Annotated in this window: 27 protein-coding genes; 10 read left to right on the top strand and 17 right to left on the bottom strand. The window is 69.2% G+C overall.

Annotation, left to right across the window (positions count from 1 at the left end):
* The first annotated feature begins 98 nt into the window (after positions 1-98).
* From ACW14X_RS23010 to ACW14X_RS22995, 4 genes are read left to right on the top strand one after another with little or no spacing between them, the layout of a single operon-like run.
* On the top strand, positions 99-497 hold the full coding sequence (locus tag ACW14X_RS23010; RefSeq protein ID WP_160028274.1) for a pyridoxamine 5'-phosphate oxidase family protein: 399 nt from the start codon (positions 99-101) through the stop codon (positions 495-497).
* Entirely contained in the window at positions 497-985 is a 489-nt protein-coding gene (locus ACW14X_RS23005; RefSeq protein WP_160028272.1) for a flavodoxin family protein, read from the top strand. Before ACW14X_RS23010 ends, ACW14X_RS23005 begins: the two co-directional genes overlap by 1 nt.
* A gap of 59 nt (positions 986-1,044) precedes the next feature.
* Positions 1,045-1,878, top strand: a complete 834-nt coding sequence (locus ACW14X_RS23000; protein ID WP_160028270.1) for a septum formation family protein — start codon at positions 1,045-1,047, stop codon at positions 1,876-1,878.
* Between the two features lie 2 nt (positions 1,879-1,880).
* On the top strand, positions 1,881-2,726 hold the full coding sequence (locus ACW14X_RS22995; protein WP_457163430.1) for a septum formation family protein: 846 nt from the start codon (positions 1,881-1,883) through the stop codon (positions 2,724-2,726).
* 108 nt (positions 2,727-2,834) lie between these two features.
* Here ACW14X_RS22995 and era read toward each other — a convergent pair whose 3' ends face one another.
* Genes era through ACW14X_RS22980 form a run of 3 tightly spaced genes read right to left on the bottom strand, consistent with a single transcriptional unit; the run spans position 2,835 to position 5,409 of the window.
* Positions 2,835-3,782, bottom strand: a complete 948-nt coding sequence (era, locus tag ACW14X_RS22990; RefSeq protein ID WP_160028266.1) for a GTPase Era — start codon at positions 3,780-3,782, stop codon at positions 2,835-2,837.
* Positions 3,779-4,558: a siderophore-interacting protein gene (locus tag ACW14X_RS22985; protein ID WP_457163429.1), complete on the bottom strand. Its 780-nt coding sequence runs from the start codon at positions 4,556-4,558 to the stop codon at positions 3,779-3,781. The genes era and ACW14X_RS22985 overlap by 4 nt, the downstream gene beginning before the upstream one ends.
* 50 nt (positions 4,559-4,608) lie before the next feature.
* Positions 4,609-5,409, bottom strand: coding sequence for a helix-turn-helix domain-containing protein (locus ACW14X_RS22980; protein ID WP_457163428.1), 801 nt, complete (start codon positions 5,407-5,409; stop codon positions 4,609-4,611).
* A gap of 86 nt (positions 5,410-5,495) precedes the next feature.
* Here ACW14X_RS22980 and ACW14X_RS22975 point away from each other — a divergent pair, with 86 nt between their 5' ends.
* Together ACW14X_RS22975 and ACW14X_RS22970 are read left to right on the top strand one after the other, a co-directional pair.
* Positions 5,496-5,903: an isomerase gene (locus ACW14X_RS22975; RefSeq protein ID WP_160028260.1), complete on the top strand. Its 408-nt coding sequence runs from the start codon at positions 5,496-5,498 to the stop codon at positions 5,901-5,903.
* Between the two features lies 1 nt (position 5,904).
* A complete protein-coding gene (locus ACW14X_RS22970) occupies positions 5,905-6,525 on the top strand; it encodes an eL24 family ribosomal protein (protein WP_160028258.1) in 621 nt (206 codons plus the stop codon).
* On the opposite strand, the gene ACW14X_RS22965 is transcribed toward ACW14X_RS22970, so the two are convergent.
* Both ACW14X_RS22965 and ACW14X_RS22960 read right to left on the bottom strand, forming a co-directional pair.
* A complete protein-coding gene (locus ACW14X_RS22965; RefSeq protein ID WP_201451268.1) occupies positions 6,526-6,864 on the bottom strand; it encodes a VOC family protein in 339 nt (112 codons plus the stop codon).
* Complete coding sequence (locus ACW14X_RS22960) at positions 6,864-7,400, bottom strand: pyridoxamine 5'-phosphate oxidase family protein (RefSeq protein WP_350840116.1); 537 nt, start codon at positions 7,398-7,400, stop codon at positions 6,864-6,866. The genes ACW14X_RS22965 and ACW14X_RS22960 overlap by 1 nt, the downstream gene beginning before the upstream one ends.
* A gap of 182 nt (positions 7,401-7,582) precedes the next feature.
* Between ACW14X_RS22960 and ACW14X_RS22955 the strand changes: the two genes are divergently transcribed.
* Positions 7,583-8,557 carry a hypothetical protein gene (locus tag ACW14X_RS22955; RefSeq protein WP_457163427.1) on the top strand — a complete coding sequence of 325 codons (975 nt, stop codon included), beginning with the start codon at positions 7,583-7,585 and terminating at the stop codon, positions 8,555-8,557.
* A 35-nt stretch (positions 8,558-8,592) separates the two neighbouring features.
* Here ACW14X_RS22955 and ACW14X_RS22950 read toward each other — a convergent pair whose 3' ends face one another.
* Together ACW14X_RS22950 and ACW14X_RS22945 are read right to left on the bottom strand one after the other, a co-directional pair.
* Positions 8,593-9,897: a class I SAM-dependent methyltransferase gene (locus ACW14X_RS22950; RefSeq protein WP_457163426.1), complete on the bottom strand. Its 1,305-nt coding sequence runs from the start codon at positions 9,895-9,897 to the stop codon at positions 8,593-8,595.
* Positions 9,894-11,285: an FAD-binding oxidoreductase gene (locus ACW14X_RS22945; RefSeq protein ID WP_457163425.1), complete on the bottom strand. Its 1,392-nt coding sequence runs from the start codon at positions 11,283-11,285 to the stop codon at positions 9,894-9,896. Before ACW14X_RS22945 ends, ACW14X_RS22950 begins: the two co-directional genes overlap by 4 nt.
* Before the next feature lie 149 nt (positions 11,286-11,434).
* Between ACW14X_RS22945 and ACW14X_RS22940 the strand changes: the two genes are divergently transcribed.
* Positions 11,435-11,710, top strand: a complete 276-nt coding sequence (locus ACW14X_RS22940; protein ID WP_350664563.1) for a hypothetical protein — start codon at positions 11,435-11,437, stop codon at positions 11,708-11,710.
* A gap of 15 nt (positions 11,711-11,725) precedes the next feature.
* Here ACW14X_RS22940 and ACW14X_RS22935 read toward each other — a convergent pair whose 3' ends face one another.
* The 9 genes from ACW14X_RS22935 to hrcA all read right to left on the bottom strand — a co-directional run bounded on the left by ACW14X_RS22935 (position 11,726) and on the right by hrcA (position 19,615).
* Positions 11,726-12,061: a cytidine deaminase gene (locus tag ACW14X_RS22935; protein ID WP_160028248.1), complete on the bottom strand. Its 336-nt coding sequence runs from the start codon at positions 12,059-12,061 to the stop codon at positions 11,726-11,728.
* Positions 12,045-13,388 carry a hemolysin family protein gene (locus ACW14X_RS22930; RefSeq protein WP_160028246.1) on the bottom strand — a complete coding sequence of 448 codons (1,344 nt, stop codon included), beginning with the start codon at positions 13,386-13,388 and terminating at the stop codon, positions 12,045-12,047. Before ACW14X_RS22930 ends, ACW14X_RS22935 begins: the two co-directional genes overlap by 17 nt.
* A 17-nt stretch (positions 13,389-13,405) precedes the next feature.
* Complete coding sequence (gene ybeY, locus ACW14X_RS22925; RefSeq protein ID WP_457163424.1) at positions 13,406-13,870, bottom strand: rRNA maturation RNase YbeY; 465 nt, start codon at positions 13,868-13,870, stop codon at positions 13,406-13,408.
* On the bottom strand, positions 13,867-14,907 hold the full coding sequence (locus ACW14X_RS22920) for a PhoH family protein (RefSeq protein ID WP_160028237.1): 1,041 nt from the start codon (positions 14,905-14,907) through the stop codon (positions 13,867-13,869). Before ACW14X_RS22920 ends, ybeY begins: the two co-directional genes overlap by 4 nt.
* A gap of 91 nt (positions 14,908-14,998) precedes the next feature.
* Positions 14,999-16,051, bottom strand: coding sequence for a winged helix DNA-binding domain-containing protein (locus ACW14X_RS22915; protein ID WP_457163423.1), 1,053 nt, complete (start codon positions 16,049-16,051; stop codon positions 14,999-15,001).
* Positions 16,052-16,066: 15 nt separating this feature from the next.
* The gene (locus tag ACW14X_RS22910; protein WP_457163422.1) at positions 16,067-16,528 is read right to left on the bottom strand and encodes a Gmad2 immunoglobulin-like domain-containing protein; all 462 of its coding nucleotides are present in this window, start codon (positions 16,526-16,528) and stop codon (positions 16,067-16,069) included.
* 71 nt (positions 16,529-16,599) lie between these two features.
* Positions 16,600-17,343, bottom strand: a complete 744-nt coding sequence (locus ACW14X_RS22905) for a 16S rRNA (uracil(1498)-N(3))-methyltransferase (protein ID WP_160028231.1) — start codon at positions 17,341-17,343, stop codon at positions 16,600-16,602.
* A gap of 6 nt (positions 17,344-17,349) precedes the next feature.
* Positions 17,350-18,525, bottom strand: coding sequence for a molecular chaperone DnaJ (dnaJ, locus tag ACW14X_RS22900; RefSeq protein WP_457163421.1), 1,176 nt, complete (start codon positions 18,523-18,525; stop codon positions 17,350-17,352).
* A gap of 55 nt (positions 18,526-18,580) precedes the next feature.
* Positions 18,581-19,615 (bottom strand): heat-inducible transcriptional repressor HrcA, encoded by a 1,035-nt coding sequence (gene hrcA, locus ACW14X_RS22895; protein WP_160028227.1) that lies wholly within the window; start codon positions 19,613-19,615, stop codon positions 18,581-18,583.
* A 198-nt stretch (positions 19,616-19,813) separates the two neighbouring features.
* Here hrcA and ACW14X_RS22890 point away from each other — a divergent pair, with 198 nt between their 5' ends.
* Together ACW14X_RS22890 and ACW14X_RS22885 are read left to right on the top strand one after the other, a co-directional pair.
* Positions 19,814-20,086: a hypothetical protein gene (locus tag ACW14X_RS22890; RefSeq protein WP_160028225.1), complete on the top strand. Its 273-nt coding sequence runs from the start codon at positions 19,814-19,816 to the stop codon at positions 20,084-20,086.
* A 19-nt stretch (positions 20,087-20,105) separates the two neighbouring features.
* Entirely contained in the window at positions 20,106-20,954 is an 849-nt protein-coding gene (locus tag ACW14X_RS22885; protein WP_160028223.1) for a DUF3097 domain-containing protein, read from the top strand.
* Positions 20,955-20,961: 7 nt separating this feature from the next.
* On the opposite strand, the gene ACW14X_RS22880 is transcribed toward ACW14X_RS22885, so the two are convergent.
* Positions 20,962-21,156 (bottom strand): PspC domain-containing protein, encoded by a 195-nt coding sequence (locus ACW14X_RS22880; protein WP_160028221.1) that lies wholly within the window; start codon positions 21,154-21,156, stop codon positions 20,962-20,964.
* Positions 21,157-21,168: the final 12 nt, after the last annotated feature.

Raw genomic sequence — 21,168 nt, 5'->3', positions numbered from 1 at the left:
GGCAGCTAAGGAGGAGGCTGCGCATCATGACTCGGTAACAATAACAGAACAGAACTGGCAGACTGGCACCGAAGTGACAACCAAGGGGAGGAACAGGCGTGGCCCAACTGGAAGAGCTCACGGTCGAGGAGTCCTGGCGGCTCGCGACGGACACCCAGGTGTCCCGGATCGGCTGGACCGGCCCGCGCGGCCCGGTGGTGCTACCGGTCAACCACGTCGTGCACGAGGAAGCGCTCTGGATCCGCACCTCCGCGCACTCCTCGATGGCCGAGCAGATCGACGAAAGCGCCGTCGCGCTGCTGGTCGACGACCTCGACCCCGACACCCATGTGGGCTGGTCGGCGCTGTTCAAGGGACACGCGGAGATCCTCTACCGCGACGACCAGATCCCCGACCTCGTCAAGAACCTCCACCCCTGGCCGGCCGGGCCGCGTCCGTTGTGGGTACGGCTGCGTCCCAAGGAGGTCACCGGCCGCCGTCTGGGCGCTGACGGCTGATGCCTCGCCTGCTCGTCGTCCACCACTCCCCCACCCGGTCGCTGCGGCGTCTGACCGACGCGGTGGTCTCCGGCGCCAACGATCCCGAGATCGAGGGGGTCGAGGTCGTCGTACGACCCGCGCTGGAGGCGACGGCCGACGACGTCCTGGCCGCCGACGGCTATGTCCTCGGCACGAGCGCCAACTTCGGCTATATGTCGGGCGCCCTGAAGCACTTCTTCGACTCGATCTTCCTGGACGTGGGCGGCGCGCTCGACCCCTCTGGCGGCGCCGGTGAGTCGGCGGGTGCCACCGCCAAGCGGCCCTATGGCTTCTACGTCCACGGCCGCTACGACACCACCGGCGCGATCCGCTCGGTGCAGTCCATCGTCGGTGCGCTCGGGTGGGCCCAGTCCTACGACATCCTCGACGTCCTGGGAGACGTCGAGGACGCGCATGTCGAGGCGGCGTACGAGCTGGGAGCCACGCTCGCGGCCGTCCTCGACTGAGCTGTGCTCCGCTCTGGGCTTTCGGCCCTGCTCAGGATTCGCAAGTAGAGTCGATCCCCGTGATCGGCCATACCCCCAGACGTACGACATCTGTGTCGCTCCTGATCGTGGTGCTCGCCGTCCTCGCGCTCAGCGGGTGCGGCGGTGATCGGGCGGCTGCCAAGGGCGAGGACCCGAAGCAGGTGGACTCGACCGCGCTGCCCGAGGTCGGCAAGTGCCGCAACCTCACCCACGAGGACGTCGCCGAGGCCTACAACTTCGACAAGTACGTCGCCTGCGACGAGCCGCACAACGCCGAGACCTTCGGCGCCGGACCGCTCCCGGACGAGTTCAAGGACGCGGAGTACGGCGACGAGAAGGTCAACGAGTGGGCCTTCAGCCAGTGCCGCAAGCTGCTGGAGAAGTACGTCGGCACCAACCAGAGCGTGCTGATGCGCTCGATGCTCTCCCACGTCTACTTCGGACCTTCGGAGAAGGCCTGGGACGAGGGCGCGCGCTGGATCCGCTGCGACGTGGTCGGTGGCGGCCAGCAGGGCGCCGAGTACGTCGACCTGCCGACCACCACCCGCAACCTTCTCAAGGTCAAGAACATCGAGGACATCGAGGACCGCTGGATGGTGTGCGCGCAGGGCAAGACGGTCGCCTCCGCGAAGGTGCCCTGCTCCGAGCCGCACCAGATGCGCGCGGTCACGACCATCAAGCTGGGCGAGGACAAGACCAAGTTCCTCGGTGTGGCGGAGTCGAAGAAGAAGGCCTCGCAGTACTGCAAGGGCTCGGTCCAGGCCTGGATGGGTTACCCGGAAAGCTTCGACTACGGGTACACATGGTTCGGAGAGAAGGAGTGGAACGCCGGCAACCGCTGGGCGGTCTGCTGGGCGGTGACCGAGGAGTGAGCATGCGAGACACGCTGAAGCGGAGCCCGAAGCGAGCGGCGCCGTTGTGGGGCGCTCTCGTCGTCGTGGGGGCCATGGCTCTCGCCGGATGCGGCGGCAGCGAGCCGAAGTCGGCTCCGTCACCCTCGTCAGCGCCTCCGTCCGCCTCCGCATCCGCGGCGCCCTCCCCGAAGGAGGGGGCCTGCTACAACCTCACCTACGACGAGGCGCTGGCCCCGACCGCCGGCGGCACCGCGGTCTCCTGCAAGGGAAAGCACACCACCCAGACGTACGCCGTGGGCCGGCTGAGGAACGTCGTCGACGGCCACCTCGTCGCGGTCGACTCGGAGCAGGTCGCGGCCCAGGTCGCCGAGGCGTGCCCCAACAAGGTCACCAAGTACCTCGGTGGCGACGCCGACGACCTGCGCCTCTCGATGCTGCGCCCGGTCTGGTTCACGCCGACGATCAAGGAGTCCGAGGCCGGCGCCAACTGGTTCCGCTGCGACGTCATCGGCATCGCCGGCCCCCAGGCCCTGATGACCCTCAAGGGCAACATGAAGGGCGTCCTGGGCGACTCCAAGACCGCCGAGCCGTTCCGGATGTGCGGCACGGCCTCGCCGAAGTCCGAGTCCTTCAAGCGCGTCCCCTGCTCCCTCAAGCACACCTGGCGCGCCCTGTCGGTCATCGACCTCGGCTCCGGGAAGTACCCCGGCGAGTCGAAGGTCAACAGCGCCGGCGCCGAGGACTGCAAGGCCGCTGCCGCCGAGGTCGCCGACGACCCGCTCAAGTACGAGTGGTCCTGGGAGTTCCCCAGCGCCGAGCAGTGGCAGGGCGGGCAGACGTACGGGATTTGCTGGGCGCCGAGCTAGGGCTGTTGGAATACCCGGTTAACCGGGTATTCCTGCACTTCTCGGGCATTGCAACACCTGAGAAGTGCAGGAAACACCCGAGCGCTGTGACCGGTGAGACGTCTGGGACTAGAACCCGAGCTTGCGCAGCTGCCGCGGATCCCGCTGCCAGTCCTTGGCGATCTTGACGTGCAGATCGAGGTAGACCGGCATGCCGAGCAGCTCCTTGATCTGCAGGCGGGCGCGCTGACCGACGTCCTTGAGGCGTGAGCCCTTGTGGCCGATCACGATGCCCTTCTGGGAGTCGCGCTCGACGTAGAGGAAGGCGTGGATGTCCATCAGCGGCTTGTCCTCCGGGCGGTCCTCACGCAGACGCATCTCCTCGACGACGACGGCGATGGAGTGCGGGAGCTCGTCGCGTACGCCTTCCAGGGCTGCCTCGCGGATGAGCTCGGCGACGATGATCTCCTCGGGAGAGTCGGTGAGCTCGCCGTCGGGATAGAGCGGCGGTCCCTCGGGAAGGAGCTTGATCAGCAGGTCACCGAGGAGGTCGACCTGGTCGCCGCCGACGCTGGAGACCGGGACGATCTCGGCCCACTCGATGCCGAGCTCGACCCCGAGGGTCTGGATCGACATCAGGTGCTCGCCGATCTGCTCGGGGGTGGCGAGGTCGGTCTTGGTGGCGACCGCGACCCGCTTGATGCCCTTCTTGAGCTTGTTGGCGTTCTCCGCGATCCGGCGGTCACCGGGGCCGATCTTCTCGTTGCACGGGAAGCAGATCGCGACCACGTCGACCTCGGTCCAGGTGGCCTCGACCAGGTCGTTGAGGCGCTCGCCGAGCAGCGTACGCGGCCGGTGGATGCCCGGGGTGTCGACCAGGATCAGCTGGCCGTCGGGCCGGTGGACGATGCCCTTGACCACGGTACGAGTCGTCTGCGGCTTGTCGGAGGTGATCGCCACCTTGGTGCCGACCAGCGCGTTGGTCAGGGTGGACTTGCCCGCGTTGGGGCGTCCGACGAACGACACGAAGCCGCTCCGAAATTCTTGTGCTGGCGGCGCCGGGCTCGGCTCGGTCACTGTTGCTCCTGTTGCTCGTCGTATCGCTGCCAGATCTGCTCGTCGGTGAGCCCCTGGGCCTTGCCCTCGCGCCACACCGGTCCGGGATCGACCGAGCGCGGCTGCCGCTTCTGGCCGCCTCCGCGCCAGTAGCCCATCACGTCGTAGGCGTGGGAGTCGAGCTTCCGCTCGCGCATCAGATGCTTGCGGATCGCCCGCATCTGGCTGGACTCACCGGCCATCCAGAAGTAGCCGTCGCCTTCGGGCCACTCGATCTTCTCCACGGCTGCCGCCAGGTCGGAGGAGGTCTCCGACGGTGGCGTGGACCAGGTGACGTCGGCGGTCTCAGGAAGGTATCCGGGCAGGTCGTCGGGGGTCTCGGCCCAGATCCGCGTCGGCAGCGTGGTGGTCTCGGCGATCCTAGCCATGGCCGGCATCGCGGTCAGGTCGCCGACCAGCAGCAGCCACTGCGCGCCGTCGGGCGCGGCGTAGGAGCCCTTGGGCTCGGTGATCGTGACCGTCTGCCCGACAGGGTCGGTGCGCGTGGCCCACTCGGTCACCAGACCGACGTCGTGGACGACGACGTCGAGGGTCAGCTCGCCACCCTGCCATGACCGGACGGTGTAGTAGCGCGACTGGAACTGCCCCGGGACGACCAGCCCGACCCATTCGTCGGGGATACCGGTGGACTCGAACCCGGCCAGGCCGGGACCGCCGAGCACCAGGCGTACGAGGTGGGGCGTGATCTGCTCGCGCCGCAGCACCTCCGCGGCGTACTGCTGGGCCTTGACACTCATCGCCTCAAGGTTATCCGCGCAGACGCGGCCCGCCCGCATCAGCGCCGCACTCATTCGTGGCTGATGGCGAGCAGAGCCTCTCGAGTCGCGTCGTCTGCCGGGAACATCGCCTCCACCGCGATCTCGTCGACCGTCACATCGCGAGGCGCGCCGATCACGGAGAGGACGTAGAGGAAGGACAGATCGCCGAAGCTCGTACGCAGCAGCAGCGGCAGCACCGGCAGGGCACCGTCCCTCGCCGTGACCGCCGGCGCCTCCACGTCGGCTCCGGGCGGAGCCGGATAGCCCTCCACGTCTTCGAGGAGCTCGACCAGCCCGTCGGCCGCGGTGCGGTCGAGCTGCCGGCGGATGCGGCCGACGACGTGTGCCCGCCACTGCGTGTAGTTGCGCACCTGCGCCGCCAGGCCGTCGGGATGCAACGTCGCGCGCAGCATGTTGAGCCGTGGCTGCCGCAGCGCGGCCGGCAGCGGAGCCAGGAAGAGCTCCATGGGCCGGTTGGACGCCACCATGTCCCAGCGGACGTCGACCGCGCAGGCCGGATAGGGCTCGTGGGCGGTGAGCACCGCGTCGACGGCGGACCTGGCGGCGCCGAGGTCGTCGAGCGGCCTCTCCTGGTAGACGGGCGCGAACCCTGCCGCGAGGTAGAGCCGGTTGCGCTCACGCAGCGGCACCTCGAGCTCCTCGCAGAGCCGCTCGATCATCGTCCGGCTCGGGCCCGACCGGCCGGTCTCGATGAAGCTGAGGTGGCGGGCCGAAACGTCGGCCGCGATCGCCACCTCGAGCTGCGAGCGACGGCGCCGCTCGCGCCAGTCCCGAAGCAGCTCTCCGACGCTCAGCTGGGCCGTTGTCATGCACCCAGGCTGCCGGGCGGAGCGCGGCGCGGCAACTACCCCAGAGGTAATCGACAGGGCTCGCCCGGAGGCGGATCGTCGTGGCCATGACGACTGAAACCACACCCCGCTCACCTGCCGCCACCGCCGAGGCGTACGTCTCGTTCTGGAACCTCTCCGCCGAGGAGCAGCGCACCCTCGGCGCCACCCTTTTCGCCGACGACGTCGCTCGCTCCACCCCGATCGGCGAGTCCACGGGCCTCGAGGCGCTGATCGACTTCACCCACCAGTTCGCCGAGGGCGTCGGCGACTTCACGTTCGTGGCCCGCACCGAGCCCGACTCACACCACGGGCACGTCCGTGTGCGCTGGGACATCCGCAAGGAGGAGGGCTCGTTCGCCGAGGGTACGGACGTCCTGGATCTGGACGGGTCCGGGCGGATCGCCGCGATCACCGCGTTCATCGATCGCGCTCCCGACGGCTTCGACCCCGAAGCCCACCACGAGGGGGCCTGACGTGTTCCTGATCGAGATCGCCGCTCCGGCCGGCGCACTCACCGACGGCGACCGCGCGACGCTGACCAACGCGGTGATCTCGCTCCTCACCGCGGGCGTCAGCGCGCCGGAGGAGACGATGGCTCGCGGCCGGGCGGTGACCCACATCGCCTTCCGGGAGCTCGTCGGATGGAGCACCGGCGACGGGGCGTGGGCAGCGCCGGCCCCACCGCCCCTGGTCATCACGGCCACCGTTCCCGAGGGGTGGCGGGAGGAGATGTCTCGCCCGTTGTCCGGAGCCGTCCGTGCCGGCGTACGCAGACTCGACCGCGACCACGGCTGGACCAGGCCGGGCGGGCACCTCTGGATCAACCTCGTCGGCATCGCGGACGGCAGCATCGGGCTCAACGGCAGACCGGCGACGGCGGACGACCTGACGAGCTGGATGACCGAGGAGTTCCGTGCGCGACAAAGCGCGGGCGAGGTCGACCTCCCCGAGGGCGTCGTCATCGATCCGGTGTGCGGCATGCAGGTCACCCTCGGCCGCGGAGCGATCACGTTGGAGCACGACGGCGAGACCATCGGCTTCTGCGCCGCATCGTGCCGACGTGCCTACGCCAAGGAGCACGGCATCCCGGCCTGATCAGGCCGGGCCACCGCCCAGCCCGATCTCGTTGCCGTCGGGGTCGCGGAAGATGGTCTTGCGGACCCCGTTGTCGTACGTCTCCTGCGACTCCGGCCGCAGACCACGGTCGGCGATCGCGGCGAGGCGGGTGTCCAGGTCGTCGACGAAGAGGGTGACGAAGCCGCTGCCGGCGAGCTCGGGCTTCACCTCGACGTAGACGTAGCCGTGCTCGATCACCTCGAAGACGGCCTCGACGTCGTTGGGGTAGAAGGCCGGCGGGCCGCCGAGCAGGGCCTCGTACCAGCGGGCCGCTCGGGCCAGGTCCGCGACCGGCAGCCCGGCGAACAGGTCGGTCATCAGAACCTCCAGCGGGTCGCACCGTAGGGCTCGACGGTCGCGACCGCGTGGGCGGAGGTCGCGTCGATGCGGAAGACGTGCCAGGGCGCCGGGCCCGCGCTCTGCGCGTTGAACGGCGCGGTGACGGCCTCGCCCGACTCGTCGACCTCAGCCGGCCAGCCCTCGTCGTCGTGGTAGTGCTTGGCCACTCGCTCGAGCTCGTCGCCGAGCACCCGCGTTACGCGGCCCTCCACGACCAGGTCGAACTCTCGCACCGAGAGCGACAGCGCGCAGCGGGGATCGCGGGCGAGGTTGCGCCCGCGCCGCGTCCCCGGGCCGGTGACCAGGTAGAAGCTGCCGTCGAGCCAGATCGCGCCGATGGCGTTCACGTGCGGACCGCCGTCGGCGTTGATCGTGCTCACCCAGGTCGTGTAGCGCCCGGGCTCGCCCTCCTGCGACCCCGGGCCCTGGTTGAACCCCTGGTCGAGGCGAGCGGTGACCTCCTCCCAGGACATGGGCGGGGCGTCGTACATCTCAGCAAGGTTGTGGGTCTTCATGGCGGTCTCCTTCAGTTGGAAAGGATGTTTCACCTACTCCACGAACAGGATGCGTCGATTCCGACACCGCCGCACGACGAAGTGGGCGAAAGGGGCACCCGGCTCACAGGACTCCCTGCCACTTTCGCCCATTGTTGCTGGTCAGGCCGGGAGTGTCGGTGCTCCCGGGGATGCTGAGGCGTATGACCACGAAAGGGAAGCGGCGACGGCCGCGGCAGCCTCGGCGCCGGGGGCCGACCTGGGAGCGGATCGGCCATGGCGTGTACGTGCCGGCCGGCCTTGACGGAGACGAGCGCTGGCGCGCCGAGCTCGCCGCGTGGGCCGAGGTGCTTCCGGATTCGGCCACGTTCACCGGACTGACCGCGGCCCGGCTCCACGGTCTCTGGCTCCCGCCACTCCCGGACGACGTCCCGACGTTCGTCGCGCTGCTCGAGTCGTCCGTACGCATCCGCCGGCCCGAGCTGCGCATCACTCGGCATCGGCGGGCCCCGGCCGCGACCGAGATCGATGGTCTGTGGGTCGCCCCGGTGGCCGAGGCGATCCTGGCCTGCGCCCGGGACCTCGGCGTGCTCGACCTGGTCGTGCTGATAGACAGCGCTCTCCATCTGGAGAAGTGCACCCTCGCCGACCTCGAGGCCGTCGCCGCGACCGGGCGGCCGGGCTCCCCTCGGCTGCGCGAGGCATCACGCTCGTGCGACCGTCGCGCCGAGTCGGCCTGGGAGTCGGTCCTCCGGATCCTGCACACCGCCTGCGGGATCGAGGTCGAGCCCCAGGTCGACATCCATGACGCTCGTGGAGTCTTCATCGGACGCGCCGACCTCGTGGTGACCGGGACCAGGACGCTGCAGGAGTACGACGGCGCCCAGCACCGCGAGCGTGGCCAATACCGCCGCGACCGCACCCGGGACGCCGACCTCGCCAAGGCGGGATACGTACGCCACGGCTGGATCGCCAGCCAGGTCCGTCACGACGGCTGGCAGATCCTGCGGGCGGCGACGGACGCGCTCGGCCGAGAGCTCACCGTCGACGACGTCCGACCGTGGTGGAGGCTTCTGGAGGCCTCACTCTTCTCGAAGCCCGGCACCGCGGCGTTGCGACGCATCTGGGGACTGCCGGACGACCGGGTGGGCGAAAGTGGCCGTCAGATCGCCGCCTGACCTGCCACTTTCGCCCACCCGAACGCCGGTCCTGCTCAGAAGGTGTGCCGCAGCGGGTAGCCCGAGAGCCCGTCGACGGTCTTGGTCGCGAGCACGTGGTGGAGCTGGATGTTGTTGCGCTCGAAGCCGATCCGGGAACCGGCCATGTAGATGCCCCAGACCTTCGCGGTCCCGAGGCCGACCTCGTTGACGCAGGCGTCCCAGTTGTCGCGGAGGTTGTCGTTCCACGCCGTGAGGGTCTTGGCGTAGTGGACCCGGATGTTCTCGTGGTGCTGCACCTCGAGGTCGGCGTTCTCGATCGCGGACACGATGGTGCCCGAGCCGATCAGCTCACCGTCGGGGAAGACGTAGCGGTCGATGAACGCTCCCGCGTTCGCCTTCGAGACGTTGTCGGGACGGGTGATGCAGTGGTTGAGCAGCCGGCCCCCGTCACGCAGCTTGCTCTTGATGAAGCCGAAGTAGGCCGGGTAGTTGGCCACGCCGATGTGCTCGGTGAGCCCGATGGAGCTGACCGCGTCGAAGTCCCCCTCGACCACGTCGCGGTAGTCGGAGAAGCGCACCTCGGCGACGTCGTCGAGGCGATCGGCCTTGATCGCCTTCTGGGCCCAGTTGGCCTGTTCGCGCGAGAGCGTGACGCCGAGCGCCTTGACGCCGTAGTGCTTGGCCGCGTGGCGCACCATCCCGCCCCAGCCGCAGCCGATGTCGAGCAGCCGCATCCCGGGCTCGAGCCCGAGCTTGCGGCAGATCAGGTCGTACTTGGCCGCCTGCGCCTCCTCGAGCGTGGCGTCATCGGTCGGGTAGAGCGCACACGTGTAGGTCATCGACGGGCCAAGGACGTACTCGTAGAACGTGTTGGAGACGTCGTAGTGGTGGTGGATCGCATCGGCGTCGCGCTCGGGCGAGTGCCGCGTCCACGGCAGCGCGCTGATCGCCCGGCCGGAGAGGTGGCGTACGTTCTCGGCCCGCTGCCGCCACGCCGGCAGGTGCTCCTGCGGCGGTGGCTTGGGCGGGACGAAGTTCTTCGCCCCGAGCGCGCGCACCATGTCGACCGTCTCGCGAGGGCTCGGCCGTTTGAAGTCGGTCTTGTCCAGGATCAGGTCCAGGAGCGGGTAGGGGTCGCCCGGATGGATGCCGTGCAGGGCCATGTCACCGCTGACGTAGGCACGTGCCAGGCCGAGGTCGCCCGGCGCGGTCAGCAGGTACGCGAGCCCGCGCGGGTTGAGGATCTCCATCCCGAAGGGAGAGTCCTTGTCGCCGGCGACACTGCCGTCGTACGCGGTGAGCTTGATGGGCAGCCCACCGTCGAAGAGTTCGTTGATGGTCTCTGCAATGTGGTTCACAGTCTCTTCACCGCCTTGCTGTACAGATCGGTCAACCGGTTGGCGGGGTCATACCTCGCCTTCACGGCCGCGAGGTTGTCCCCGTCATAGAGAGCGTTGAAGACATCCTTGTCGTAGAACGCCTCGGAGTAGAGCGATTTATGCCCGCCGAGCTCGTGGACCTGATCCTCGATCGCACGGTTCTTGGGCGCGTTGACGGCGCCGGGGCCGACGTGGACCGTGCCCCAGAAACCGACGTTGACGTACGTCCGGCCCGCCTCGAGCGGGTAGGTCGGCCATTTTCCTCCTGTGCTCGTGCCGTGGGACACCAGCGGGCACAGCCACACCGGCCGCATCCCGATCTCGGCGTCGAACCACTCCAGGAACGCCGGAAGGTTCTCGACCGGGACCTCGATGTCCTGGATCACCCGTTCCCTCAGGAGCCGTCCGGCACGCGCGTCGAGCTTGTCGGCGATGCCGAACCTCCGGTCCAGGCCGACCAGCTTCATGTAGACGTCCGAGCGCCGCAGCCGGCGCGGCCACACCCTGCGGAGGTACTTGTTCTGCGCACCGAAGGCGCCCGAGCACCAGAACCAGTCGGTGTCCCAGCGCCACAGGTAGTCGTAGGTCGTGAGCAGGTCAGCCCCGGAACCGGACGCAGCACGCTGCTGGATCGAGCGGTAGTAGATCTGCTGGCCGCCGTAGTCGCTGGGGTCCTGCGTTGCCTGGTCGGTCCAGGTCGCGAGGGTCAGGTAGTACTCACCCGGCTCGAACGCGACACCGTCGAGCCCGTCGACCCGCTCCCCCTCGTACGTCCTGCTCTCGGTGATCTGCGCGATCGTCTTGGTGAGCAGGCCGAGGTCGTCGAAGCGTACGTGCCGCAGCGCGACGTAGCCCGGCACCTTCTCCAGCTTGATCTTGAGCCGGGTGGCGTAGCCGAGGGAGCCGTAGGAGTTGGGGAAGGTGTCGAAGAGGTCCTCCCCCGGTCGGGTCGTGACGATCTCGCCCGACCCGGTCAGGATGTCCATCTCCAGCACCGACTCGTGCGGCATCCCGTTGCGGAACGAGGTCGACTCGATGCCCATCCCGGTCACCGCACCACCGAGCGTGATCGTGCGCAGCTGCGGGACGACGTACGGGATCATCCCGTACGCCAAGGTGGCGTCGACGAGGTCCTCGTAGGTGCACATCCCCTGTACGTCGGCAGTGCCCGCCGCGGCGTCGACCTCGATCACGCCGCCCAGGCCGGAGACGTCGAGGCCGGGGGCGTCGGTGGACGCCCGGGCCCGGAAGAGGTTGGTGGTGCGTTTGGCCAGCCTGACGGGAGCGCCGTCAGGGATCCGCTTGTAGGAGGCCGTCAGCCGCTCGACGGCCTCGGTGTGTCGTTGCCAACCAGTCTCACCCGTCACTCCACGCACTTTACTCGCGCCCTGGGATCTCGGGTTTCGATTTTCACGTTCGTTCGCTTACAGTCACAAGCGCCGACTGCTCCCGTCGAGCGCCCCCATCTCGTGCACCCTGGAGGGTCCCCATGTCCAGTGCTGCCCATCGTGACGCTGTGTCAACGCTCGCCGAGAAGGCAACCCCCTACTTCACCGAGAACCAGGTCAAGTGGCGCAACAAGTCCGTGTCCCAGGCCCGGCTCGCGCTGGCGATCGATCAGATCGTCGTGCACATGCGTGAGAAGGGCGTCGACATGGCGACCATGAACGGTCTCACCGCCTACCGGGACGAGGACGGGATCCACGTCACGATCGAGCTGGGCACCCTTCCGCTCCTCGCCGAGTCCGGCGGGGCCGGCGGCGGTACCGGCGGCCACCGCGCCGCTCGCTGAGCAGCCCGCAGGAGATCAGCGGAGGTTGCCGCGCGGGTCGCCGACGAGGACCGGGACATCCTCGCCCGCGAACTCCTTGACGATCGAGAGGTCGTTCGCGGAGGCCTCCTCGGCCTCGCCCAGCACGACCACGGCCTCGAGTCCCTTGGAGCCGGAGGCCACCGCCATCGCCACGCAGACGCCGATCGCGGAGACCTGGAGCGAGGGCAGGTCCACGGTGGCAGCGGCGTAGGTGCGGCCGTCGAGGTCGCGTACGGCTGCTCCTTCGGCCGCGCCGGTGCGGGCACGCGTCGCTCGGGCCAGGGTCACCAGCTTGCGGTCCTCCGCGGAGAGCTCACTCTGCTCGGGCATGTGCCTCTTTCTTCCTGTCGGTCTTCTCGCTCTGCTCGTCCTCGCCGTCGGCCTCGGTCTCGGCCGGAACGACGACGCTGATGCGTACGGTACCGATCTTGTTCCGCCGGCCGGCAGCCTCCTCGGCCACGAAGCGGAGCCCGTGGGCCTCGACCTCGGTGCCCGGGATCGGCACGAGGCCGAGATGCTTGGCCATCAGACCACGTACGGAGTCGACGTCGTCCTCCTCGACGGGCAGGCCGATGAGCTCTTCGATGTCGCTGACCAGGAAGCGCGAGGGCACCCGCCAGGAGCCGTCGCCGAGGTGGAGGGGCTCGCGGTCCTCGATGTCGTACTCGTCGGTGATCTCGCCGACGATCTCCTCGAGGATGTCCTCGATGGTGATCAGGCCGGCGGTGCCGCCGTACTCGTCGACGACGACCGCGATGTGCTGGCGGTGCTGCTGCATCTCGGCGAGCAGCTCGTCGACCGGCTTGGAGTCGGGGACCCAGGTCGGCTTGCGCATCAGCGACTCGACCCGCTGGGTGGTCTCGACCTCCGGCGCCTCGAAGTCCCGCGCGACGACGTCCTTGAGGTAGACCATCCCGATGATGTCGTCGAGGCTGTCGTCGATCACCGGCATCCGGGAGTAGCCCGAGCGCAGGAACAGCGACAGCGCCTGGCGCAGGGTCTTGCGGCGCTCCAGGAAGACGATGTCACCGCGGGGCACCATCACCTCGCGGGCACGGGTGTCGCCGAGCTCGAAGACCGAGTGGATCATCCGGCGCTCGTCTGCCTCGATCAGGTCGGAGGCCTCGGCGATGTCGACCAGCTCGCGCAGCTCGGTCTCCGTCGAGAACGGGCCCTTGCGGAAGCCCTTGCCGGGGGTGAGCGCGTTACCGAGCATGATCAGCAGGCTCGGGATCGGGCCGAGGATGGCGGTGATCGCGCCGATCGGGCCGGCGACCGCGAGGGCGATGCCCTCGTGGTGCTGACGCCCCAGCGTGCGGGGACCGACACCGATGACCACGAAGGAGACCACGGTCATCGTCGCGGTCGTGGTGAGCACGGTCGGCCACCAGCGCCCCTGGTAGAGGTCGTACGCCCACAGCGCGACCAGCACGGTCGCACCGATCTCGCACAGCATCCTGAGCAGCAGCACCGTGTTGACGTAGCGGGCGGGGTCGCCGACCACCGCCACCAGGCGCTTGGCGCCGGCCCGCCCCTCGGAGACCAGCTCCGCGGCCCGGGCGCGGGAGAAGGCGCTGAGCGCCGCGTCGGCGGCTGAGAAGATGCCGGCGATCAGGACCAGAACTGCGGCTGCGATCAGCAGCCTCGCATCGTCCATGGGTGGTGGTGGTGCTCCTACTCGGGTGCGGTGGCCGAGGAGCCCCAGGCCTTGAGCAGCTTGGCCTGCAGCCCGAACATCTCGGCGTGCTCGTCGGGGTCCACATGGTCGTAGCCGAGCAGGTGGAGGATGCCGTGGGTGGTCAGCAGCTCGATCTCCGCCACGGTGCCGTGGCCGGCTGCCTCTCCCTGCTTGGCCGCGATCGTCGGGGCGATGATGATATCGCCCAGGTCGCCCTCCTCGGGCTCCTCGTCGAGGCGGCCGGGGAGCAGCTCGTCACCGGGGAACGACAGCACGTCGGTCGGGCCCTCGGTGTCGAAGTAGCGCTCGTTGAGCTCGGTGATCGTGGCCTCGTCGCCGAACTTGATCCGGAGGTCGGCCTGCGGGTGCACGCGCAGCTGCTGGAGCAGGAAACGAGCGAGCTTGGCGACGTGCTCGACGTCGATCTCCTGCTCGGACTCGTTGATGATCTCCGTGCTCATCGAACCTCTCCAGAGGCCCGGCCCTGGCTCTGCACGTCGTGCGCCTCGTAGGCGGCGACGATCTTGGCGACCAGTCGGTGGCGTACGACGTCGTGGCTGGTCAGGTTGTTGAAGCTGATGTCCTTGACGTCGTCGAGGATGCCCTCCACGACCCGGAGCCCGGACTTCTGGCCGTTGGGGAGGTCGGTCTGGGTCACGTCGCCGGTGACCACGATCTTCGAGCCGAAGCCGAGGCGGGTCAGGAACATCTTCATCTGCTCGGGCGTGGTGTTCTGCGCCTCGTCGAGGATGATGAAGGAGTCGTTGAGGCTACGCCCACGGAGGAACGCGAGCGGGGCGACCTCGATGGTCCCGGACGCCATCAGCTTGGGGATCAGCTCCGGGTCCATCATGTCGTGCAGCGCGTCGTAGAGCGGGCGCAGGTAGGGGTCGATCTTCTCGGTCAGGGTGCCGGGCAGGAAGCCGAGCTTCTCGCCGGCCTCGACCGCCGGGCGGCTCAGGATGATCCGGGTGACCTGCTTGGTCTGCAGCGCCTGGACCGCCTTGGCGACCGCCAAGTAGGTCTTCCCGGTGCCGGCCGGGCCGATCCCGAAGGTGATCGTGTGCTTGTCGATCGCGTCGACGTAGCGCTTCTGGTTGAGCGTCTTGGGGCGGATGCTCCGGCCGCGGTTGGAGAGGATGTTGAGGCTCAGCACGTCGGCCGGCTTCTCGGTCGTGTCGGCCTGGAGCATGCCGATCACGCGCTCAACGGTCTCGCCGCTGACGCCCTGGCCGGTGCGGATGATCTGGACCAGCTCCTCCAGGACCCGCTCGATCATCGCGATCTCGCTGGGGGCGCCGTGGAGAGTGATCCGGTTGCCGCGCACGTGCACGTCTGCGTCGAAGTGGGCCTCGATGATCCCGAGGTGCTCATCGGCCGGACCGAGGACGGTCACCATGTCGACGCTGTTCGGAACGACCACGGTGTGCTTGGTCGTAGCGGAGACCCCCTGGGCGGAGGCGTCGGTCGGAAGCGGACTTGGGTGTCGATCGGTCATGGATGCCCGGAGCGGGCCCTTTCTCGTCATGAGGCTGGTGCGTCCATGGTACGCGGGTGTTCGGCCCCGCTCCTACTGGATAGTTCCGGCGTCAGCTCGCGAGCAGCGATTCGACGCGTACGGTCTCCTCGGCGAGCTCGTCGCGCTCGTCCGGGGTGAGGTCGCGGAGCAGCTTGACGACCTCGACCTTGCCGTCGACCGGCTTCCAGAGACCGATGAGGTGGCCGCCGGCGATGATGACCGCGCCGCCGCCACCGATGCCCCACTCCTTCCGGGTCCCCTTGGCGGTGATCCGCTCCCGGTTGGCGTGCGAGAGCCAGACGTTGTCGAACCTCCCCAGGAGTCGCACCGGGGCGTGCTCGTCACCGGTGGCGAGCGGAGCGTCCGGGACGTCGTAGAGGGTCTTGCCTGCCTCGTCGCGGTAGGTCACCAGCCCCTCGATCCGCTTGACCACCGGGCCCAGTCGCGTCAGCGACGACCACGTGGTGATGTCGGCGGCGGTCGCCGGCCCGAAGGCGAGCAGGTAGCGGCGTACGATCTCCGGCGCCAGTGTCGGGACGACATCGTCCACCTCCACCGGGGGCACCCCGGTCCAGCGTGGGAGCAGGTCGTAGACGAGTCCGCCCGAGCCCTTCCACAGGCCTCGCGGCGGGAGCTGGACCAGCGGCAGCTCGTTGCGCGCCCGCAGACCCAGCGCCTTGGCCGGTACGCCTGGGAAGTGCTCGACCAGACCGGCCTCGAGGGCCGCGTTGGGCAGCGCCCCGAGAGCGAGTACGTCCTCGGCCGCCTCCACGAAGCCCTCCAGCTGCGCCGCCGGGCGGACGATCTCGACCCGCTGGGTGTAGAAGTCGTGGACCGGCTGGGTCCAGGCCCTGATCAGGGCCGCATCGGCGGCGGTGTGCATGTGGATCGTCGAGCGCAGCGAGGAGAGCCGGACCAGCGCGCTCGACTCGAGCTGTGCGCTGAGCGCGTAGGGGTCGAACGACTCCAGCCGGGCGGCCAGCCCGAAGAACGGCGGCGAGGTCTCCTGCGCCTGCAGGCCGACCAGATGCTCGATCATCTCGGCCGGGGTGAGCGAGGCCCGCGACAGCAGGTGCTGGCGGAGCAGGAGGGTCCGGTTGAGCTGCCGTTCGGTGAGGATCACGGTAGCGATGATCTCCTACTCGACGGTGATCCGGGCGCCAACCTCCTCAGAAGGCTTCCCCTCGCCGTCGGAGGTGTCGTCGGTGCGAGCGATGAAGAGGTACGTCCCGGGCTCGAGCTCGGAGACGTCGACCGTGGTCTTCCACGGGTAGAGCTTGTCCATCCAGCCCTCGGCCGTCGCGTGGCCCTCCAGCACCGTCTCGCCGGTGGTGTCCCGGACCTCCCATGGCACGTTGGCCTCGGTCGAGTTCGCCTTTCCCGACGCCTCGAAGCTGTCCGAGACCGTCGCACCCTCGGCCGGCGCCGCCAGCGTGATCAGTCCGGAGGTACGTGGCAGCGTCGACGGCTCCTCGGACGGCTCTGCCGACACCTCGGGGTCCTCGGCGACGGCATCGCTGCTGCCGCACCCGGCAGCCAGCACGCCGCAGAGAGCAAGAGCGATCATGGCGCCCGCCGGACGCGTACGTGTGCTCCTCATGCCTCCATACTCACCCGGCATCCACGAAGGACGAACCCACCACGCCGAGCAGTCGGCGGTCAGTCGGCCGGTCAGTCCCAGCGGCGGGTGCGGGCCAACAGGGCGGCGCTCGCCGCCACGCCTGCCGTGGAGGTGCGCAGGACCTCGCCGCCGAGACGGATGGTGGTGGCGCCGGCCTTCTCGAACAAGGAGATCTCCTCCTCCGTCAGACCGCCCTCGGGGCCGACCACGACCAGGATGGTGCCCTCGTCGATGACGGGGACCGCGCCGAGCGGGAGGGTGCCCTCCTCGTGGAGCACGACGGCGACGTCGGCCGCCTCGATCTTGGCCACGACGGCGTCGGTGGTGGCCAGCGGCTCGACCTCGGGGTGCCACAGCCGGCGCGACTGCTTGGCGGCCTCGCGGGCCGTGGCCCGCCAGCGGGCCAGGGACTTGACCGCGCGCTCGCCCTTCCAGACGGCGACCGAGCGGGTCGCCGCCCACGGGACGATGCTGGCGGCGCCGATCTCGGTGAGCATCTCGACGGCGAGCTCGCCGCGGTCGCCCTTGGGCAGCGCCTGGACGACCGTCAGCGCGGGCTCGGGCGGCGCGTCGCCGAGGATGATCTCGTCGACACGTACGGTCATCGACTTCTTGGTGGTCTGCGTGATCGTGCCGGTGACGCCCTCGCCGGCACCGTCGGTCAGCACGACCTCCTCGCCGACCCGGAGGCGGCGTACGACGACCGCGTGGTGGCCCTCGTCGCCGGTCACCTCGATGTCGTCGCCGACACGAGTGCCGACGAGCGACTCGACGAGGTGAACAGGGAGAGTCATCGAGGATCAGTGCCCGTTGAGGGTGTCCTTGAACCAGGAGAAGACGCCGCCCTTGTGGGCCGCCTTGAGCTGGCCCTGGACGGACTCCTCACCGCGCATCTCGGCGAGCTGGCGCAGCAGCGCCTCCTGCTCGAGGTCGAGCTTGGTGGGGGTCTCCACGTTGATGGTCACGATCAGGTCGCCGCGACCGCCACGCAGACCGGGCACACCGCGGCCACGCAGGACGTGGTCGGTGCCGGACTGGGTGCCGGGCTTGAGGTCGATCTGGATCGAGGCGTCCTCGGGGTCGATCTGGTCGGCGCCCTCACCGACGAGGTCGGCCTCGAGCGTCGGCAGGTTGAGCGTGGTGCCGAGCGCGGCCGCGGTCATCGGCACCTTCGCGGTGCAGTGCAGGTCGTTGCCCCTGCGGGTGAAGGTGGCGTGCTTGGCGACGTGGATCTCGACGTAGAGGTCGCCGGCGGGGCCGCCGCCGGGACCGATCTCGCCCTGCTCGGCGAGCTGCACCCGGGTGCCGTCGTCGACGCCCGGCGGGATCTTGACGGTCAGGGTGCGGTGGGAGCGCACCCGGCCCTCGCCGCTGCAGTCGCGGCACGGGTCGGGGATGACGGTGCCGAAGCCGTTGCAGGCCGAGCACGGGCGCAGCGTGCGGATCTCGCCCAGGAAGGAGCGCTGCACGACCGCGACCTCACCCTGGCCGTGGCAGGTCTCGCACGGGATCGGGTGGGAGCCTTCCGCTGCGCCCTCGCCACCACAGGTGTCACAGACGACGGCGGTGTCGACCTTGAGGTCGCGGGTGACGCCGAAGGCGGCCTCGGCCAGGTCGATGTCGAGACGGATGAGGGCGTCCTGCCCGCGGCGTACGCGCGGACGGGGGCCACGCCCCGCGCCTCCGGTGCCAGCACCGGCGCCGCCGAAGAAGGCGTCCATGATGTCGGTGAACGAGAAGCCCGCGCCCTGCGCACCGAAGCCGCCCGCGAACGGGTCGCCACCGCGGTCGTACGCAGCCCGCTTCTGCGGGTCGCTCAGCACCTCGTAGGCGTGGGAGATCTCCTTGAACTTCTCCTGCGACTCGGCGTCCGGGTTGACGTCAGGGTGGTACTGGCGCGCCAGCTTCCGGTACGCCTTCTTGATCGTTGCGTCGTCGGCGTCCTTGTCGACACCGAGGAGCTCATAGGGGTCCAACGTCGGTCTTCCTGCCATCGAAGTTCGCTGATCTTCCTTGAATCGAGTCTGCTGCTCAAGCCTCGTCGAGGATCCGGGAGAGGTAACGCGCGACCGCGCGCACCGCCGCCATGGATCCGGGGTAGTCCATCCGGGTGGGGCCGACCACGCCGAGCGTGGCCAGCGCCTCGTCGCCAGGCCCGTAGCCGGTCGCGACCACGCTGGTCTGGGAAAGCTCCTGGTAGGGGCCCTCGGCGCCGATCCGCACCGTGACCAGCCCGCCCGCGGTCGCCTCGCCCATCAGCTTGAGCAGGACGACATGCTCCTCGAGGGCTTCCAGGAGCGGGCGTACGGCGGTGTCGAAGCTGTCGCCGAAGCGGGCCAGGTTGCTGGTGCCGCCGATGGAGATCCGCTCGTCGGAGCGGTGGTCGTTCATCGCCTCGATCAGGGCCTCGGCCACGGCGGAGGCGAGCGGGTCCTGCGGGGCGTCGGCGGGCGCGTCGGCCGGCTGGGCGATAGTGCGCAGCGCCTCGCCGGCCTCGGCGATGACGGCGCCGGAGACCGCGGTGTTGATCTTCGTGCGCAGCGCGGCCAGGGTCTCCTCGGAGACCTCCTCGGTCACCTCGAGCAGTCGCTGCTCGACGCGGCCGGTGCTGAGGATGAGCACGAGGAGAAGCCTGGTCGGGGCCAGCGCGACCAGCTCGACGTGGCGGACCGTCGAGCGGCTCAGGGTCGGGTACTGCACCACCGCGACCTGGCGGGTCAGCTGCGAGAGCAGCCGGGTCGAGCGGGTGACGACGTCGTCGAGGTCGACCGCGCCGTCGAGGAAGCCGGCGATCGCCCGCTTCTCGGCCGCGGTCATCGGCTTGACCGTGGTCAGCCGGTCCACGAAGAGCCGGTAGCCCTTGTCAGTGGGCACCCGGCCGGCGCTGGTGTGGGGGGCGGTGATGTAGCCCTCCTCCTCCAGCGCGGCCATGTCGTTGCGCACCGTCGCCGGGGAGACGCCGAGGCCGTGACGCTCCACGAGCGCCTTGGAGCCGACCGGCTCCTCGGTCTTCACATAGTCCTCGACGATCGCCCTGAGGACGGAGAGCCTGCGTTCGTTCTGCATCTGCCCTCCTATCGCCCTGGCTGCTTGGCACTCATTCCGTGCGAGTGCCAATCCTACCGGTTCGTGTCACAGGCACCAGTTCTCGGTGGCTGCTCCGCTCTGTGGAACGGAACACGTCTCTCGCCATCGAGATAGCCTTAGGTTAGGCTGACCTTAGAGTCACCCCGCTGCACTGCTTCCGCCCCACTGGAGAGTCCTATGATCGCCGACGATCTGCTGGTCCGCATCACGGCCCACGCCAACGACGAGCACCAGGCGGACCTGTGCCGCTCGCTCTCGGCACGGCTCGGGCTGCGGCCGCGTCACATCGTGGGCGTACGCCTCTCCCACCTCACTGCCGAGAGCGTCGACGTCTCCTGGATCACCCTCGACGGCGGCCACCACGTGACCTTCCGGTTCCCGGAGACCGCGGCCACTCCGGACGACGTTCTCGAGCAGCTCGGGCGCGTGCTCACCGGTTCTCGCTGCTGACTCCACTACCGTTCTCCGGATGAGCGATCGCTACGGCTCCGACGTACTGGCCGGCGACTGGCGCAAGCCCAAGAACGGGCGTGCCGTCGAGACTCCCGCAGAGCTGGGCGCGGTGGTGGAGGAGGTCGAGACCGACTTCGTCGGCGAGATCGTGCGGATCGACCGCGACCTGCACACGCTGACCCTGGAGGACCGGAAGGGCAAGCGGCGTACGTTTCCGCTCGGGCCGGGCTTCTGGCTCGAGGGCAAGCCGGTCATCCTCACTCCCCCGGTGACCCGCACGGCGCCCGCGAAGCCGACCCGCACCGCGTCGGGCTCGGTGGCCGTGGACAACGTCAAGGCCCGGGTCGCGCGCGAGTCGCGGATCTTCGTCGAGGGGCGTCACGACGCCGAGCTGGTCGAGAAGATCTGGGGTGACGACCTGCGGATCGAGGGTGTCGTCGTCGAGTATCTGGGCGGTGTCGACGATCTCGCTGACCACCTGGTCTCGTTCAAGCCCGGACCGCAGCGGCGGGTCGGGGTCCTGGTGGACCACCTGGTGAAGGGCTCGAAGGAGGCCAGGATCGCGGAGTCGATCCGGCGCTCCGCGGTCGGCCAGCACGTGCTGATCGTCGGTCACCCGTTCATCGACGTGTGGCAGGCGGTCAAGCCGGCCCGGCTCGGGCTCGAGGCCTGGCCGAACGTGCCGCGGTCGATCGAGTGGAAGAAGGGCATCTGCCAGCACATGGGCTGGCCGCACCGGGATCAGGCCGACATCGCCCGGGCCTGGAAGCACATCCTGGGGCGGGTCAACTCGTTCGGTGACCTGGAGCCCGCCCTGCTCGGGCGGGTCGAGGAGCTGATCGACTTCGTGACCGAGCCCGTCTGAGGCTCCGTCAGTAGGACGACTTCTTCGGCATGATGATCCACAGCACGATGTAGACGATGAACTGCGGTCCGGGAAGCAGGCAGGAGATGACGAAGGCCAGCCGGATCAGGTTCGAGTTGATGCCGAAACGTTGACCGAGGCCACCGCAGACGCCGGCGATCCATTTGTCGTTGCTGGGACGGGAAAGAGTTGTGGTTGCCATAGCTCCACTCTC

The organism is Nocardioides sp. YJ-D4, assembly GCF_054031495.1.
This window is presented reverse-complemented; position numbering and strand designations above follow the sequence as displayed.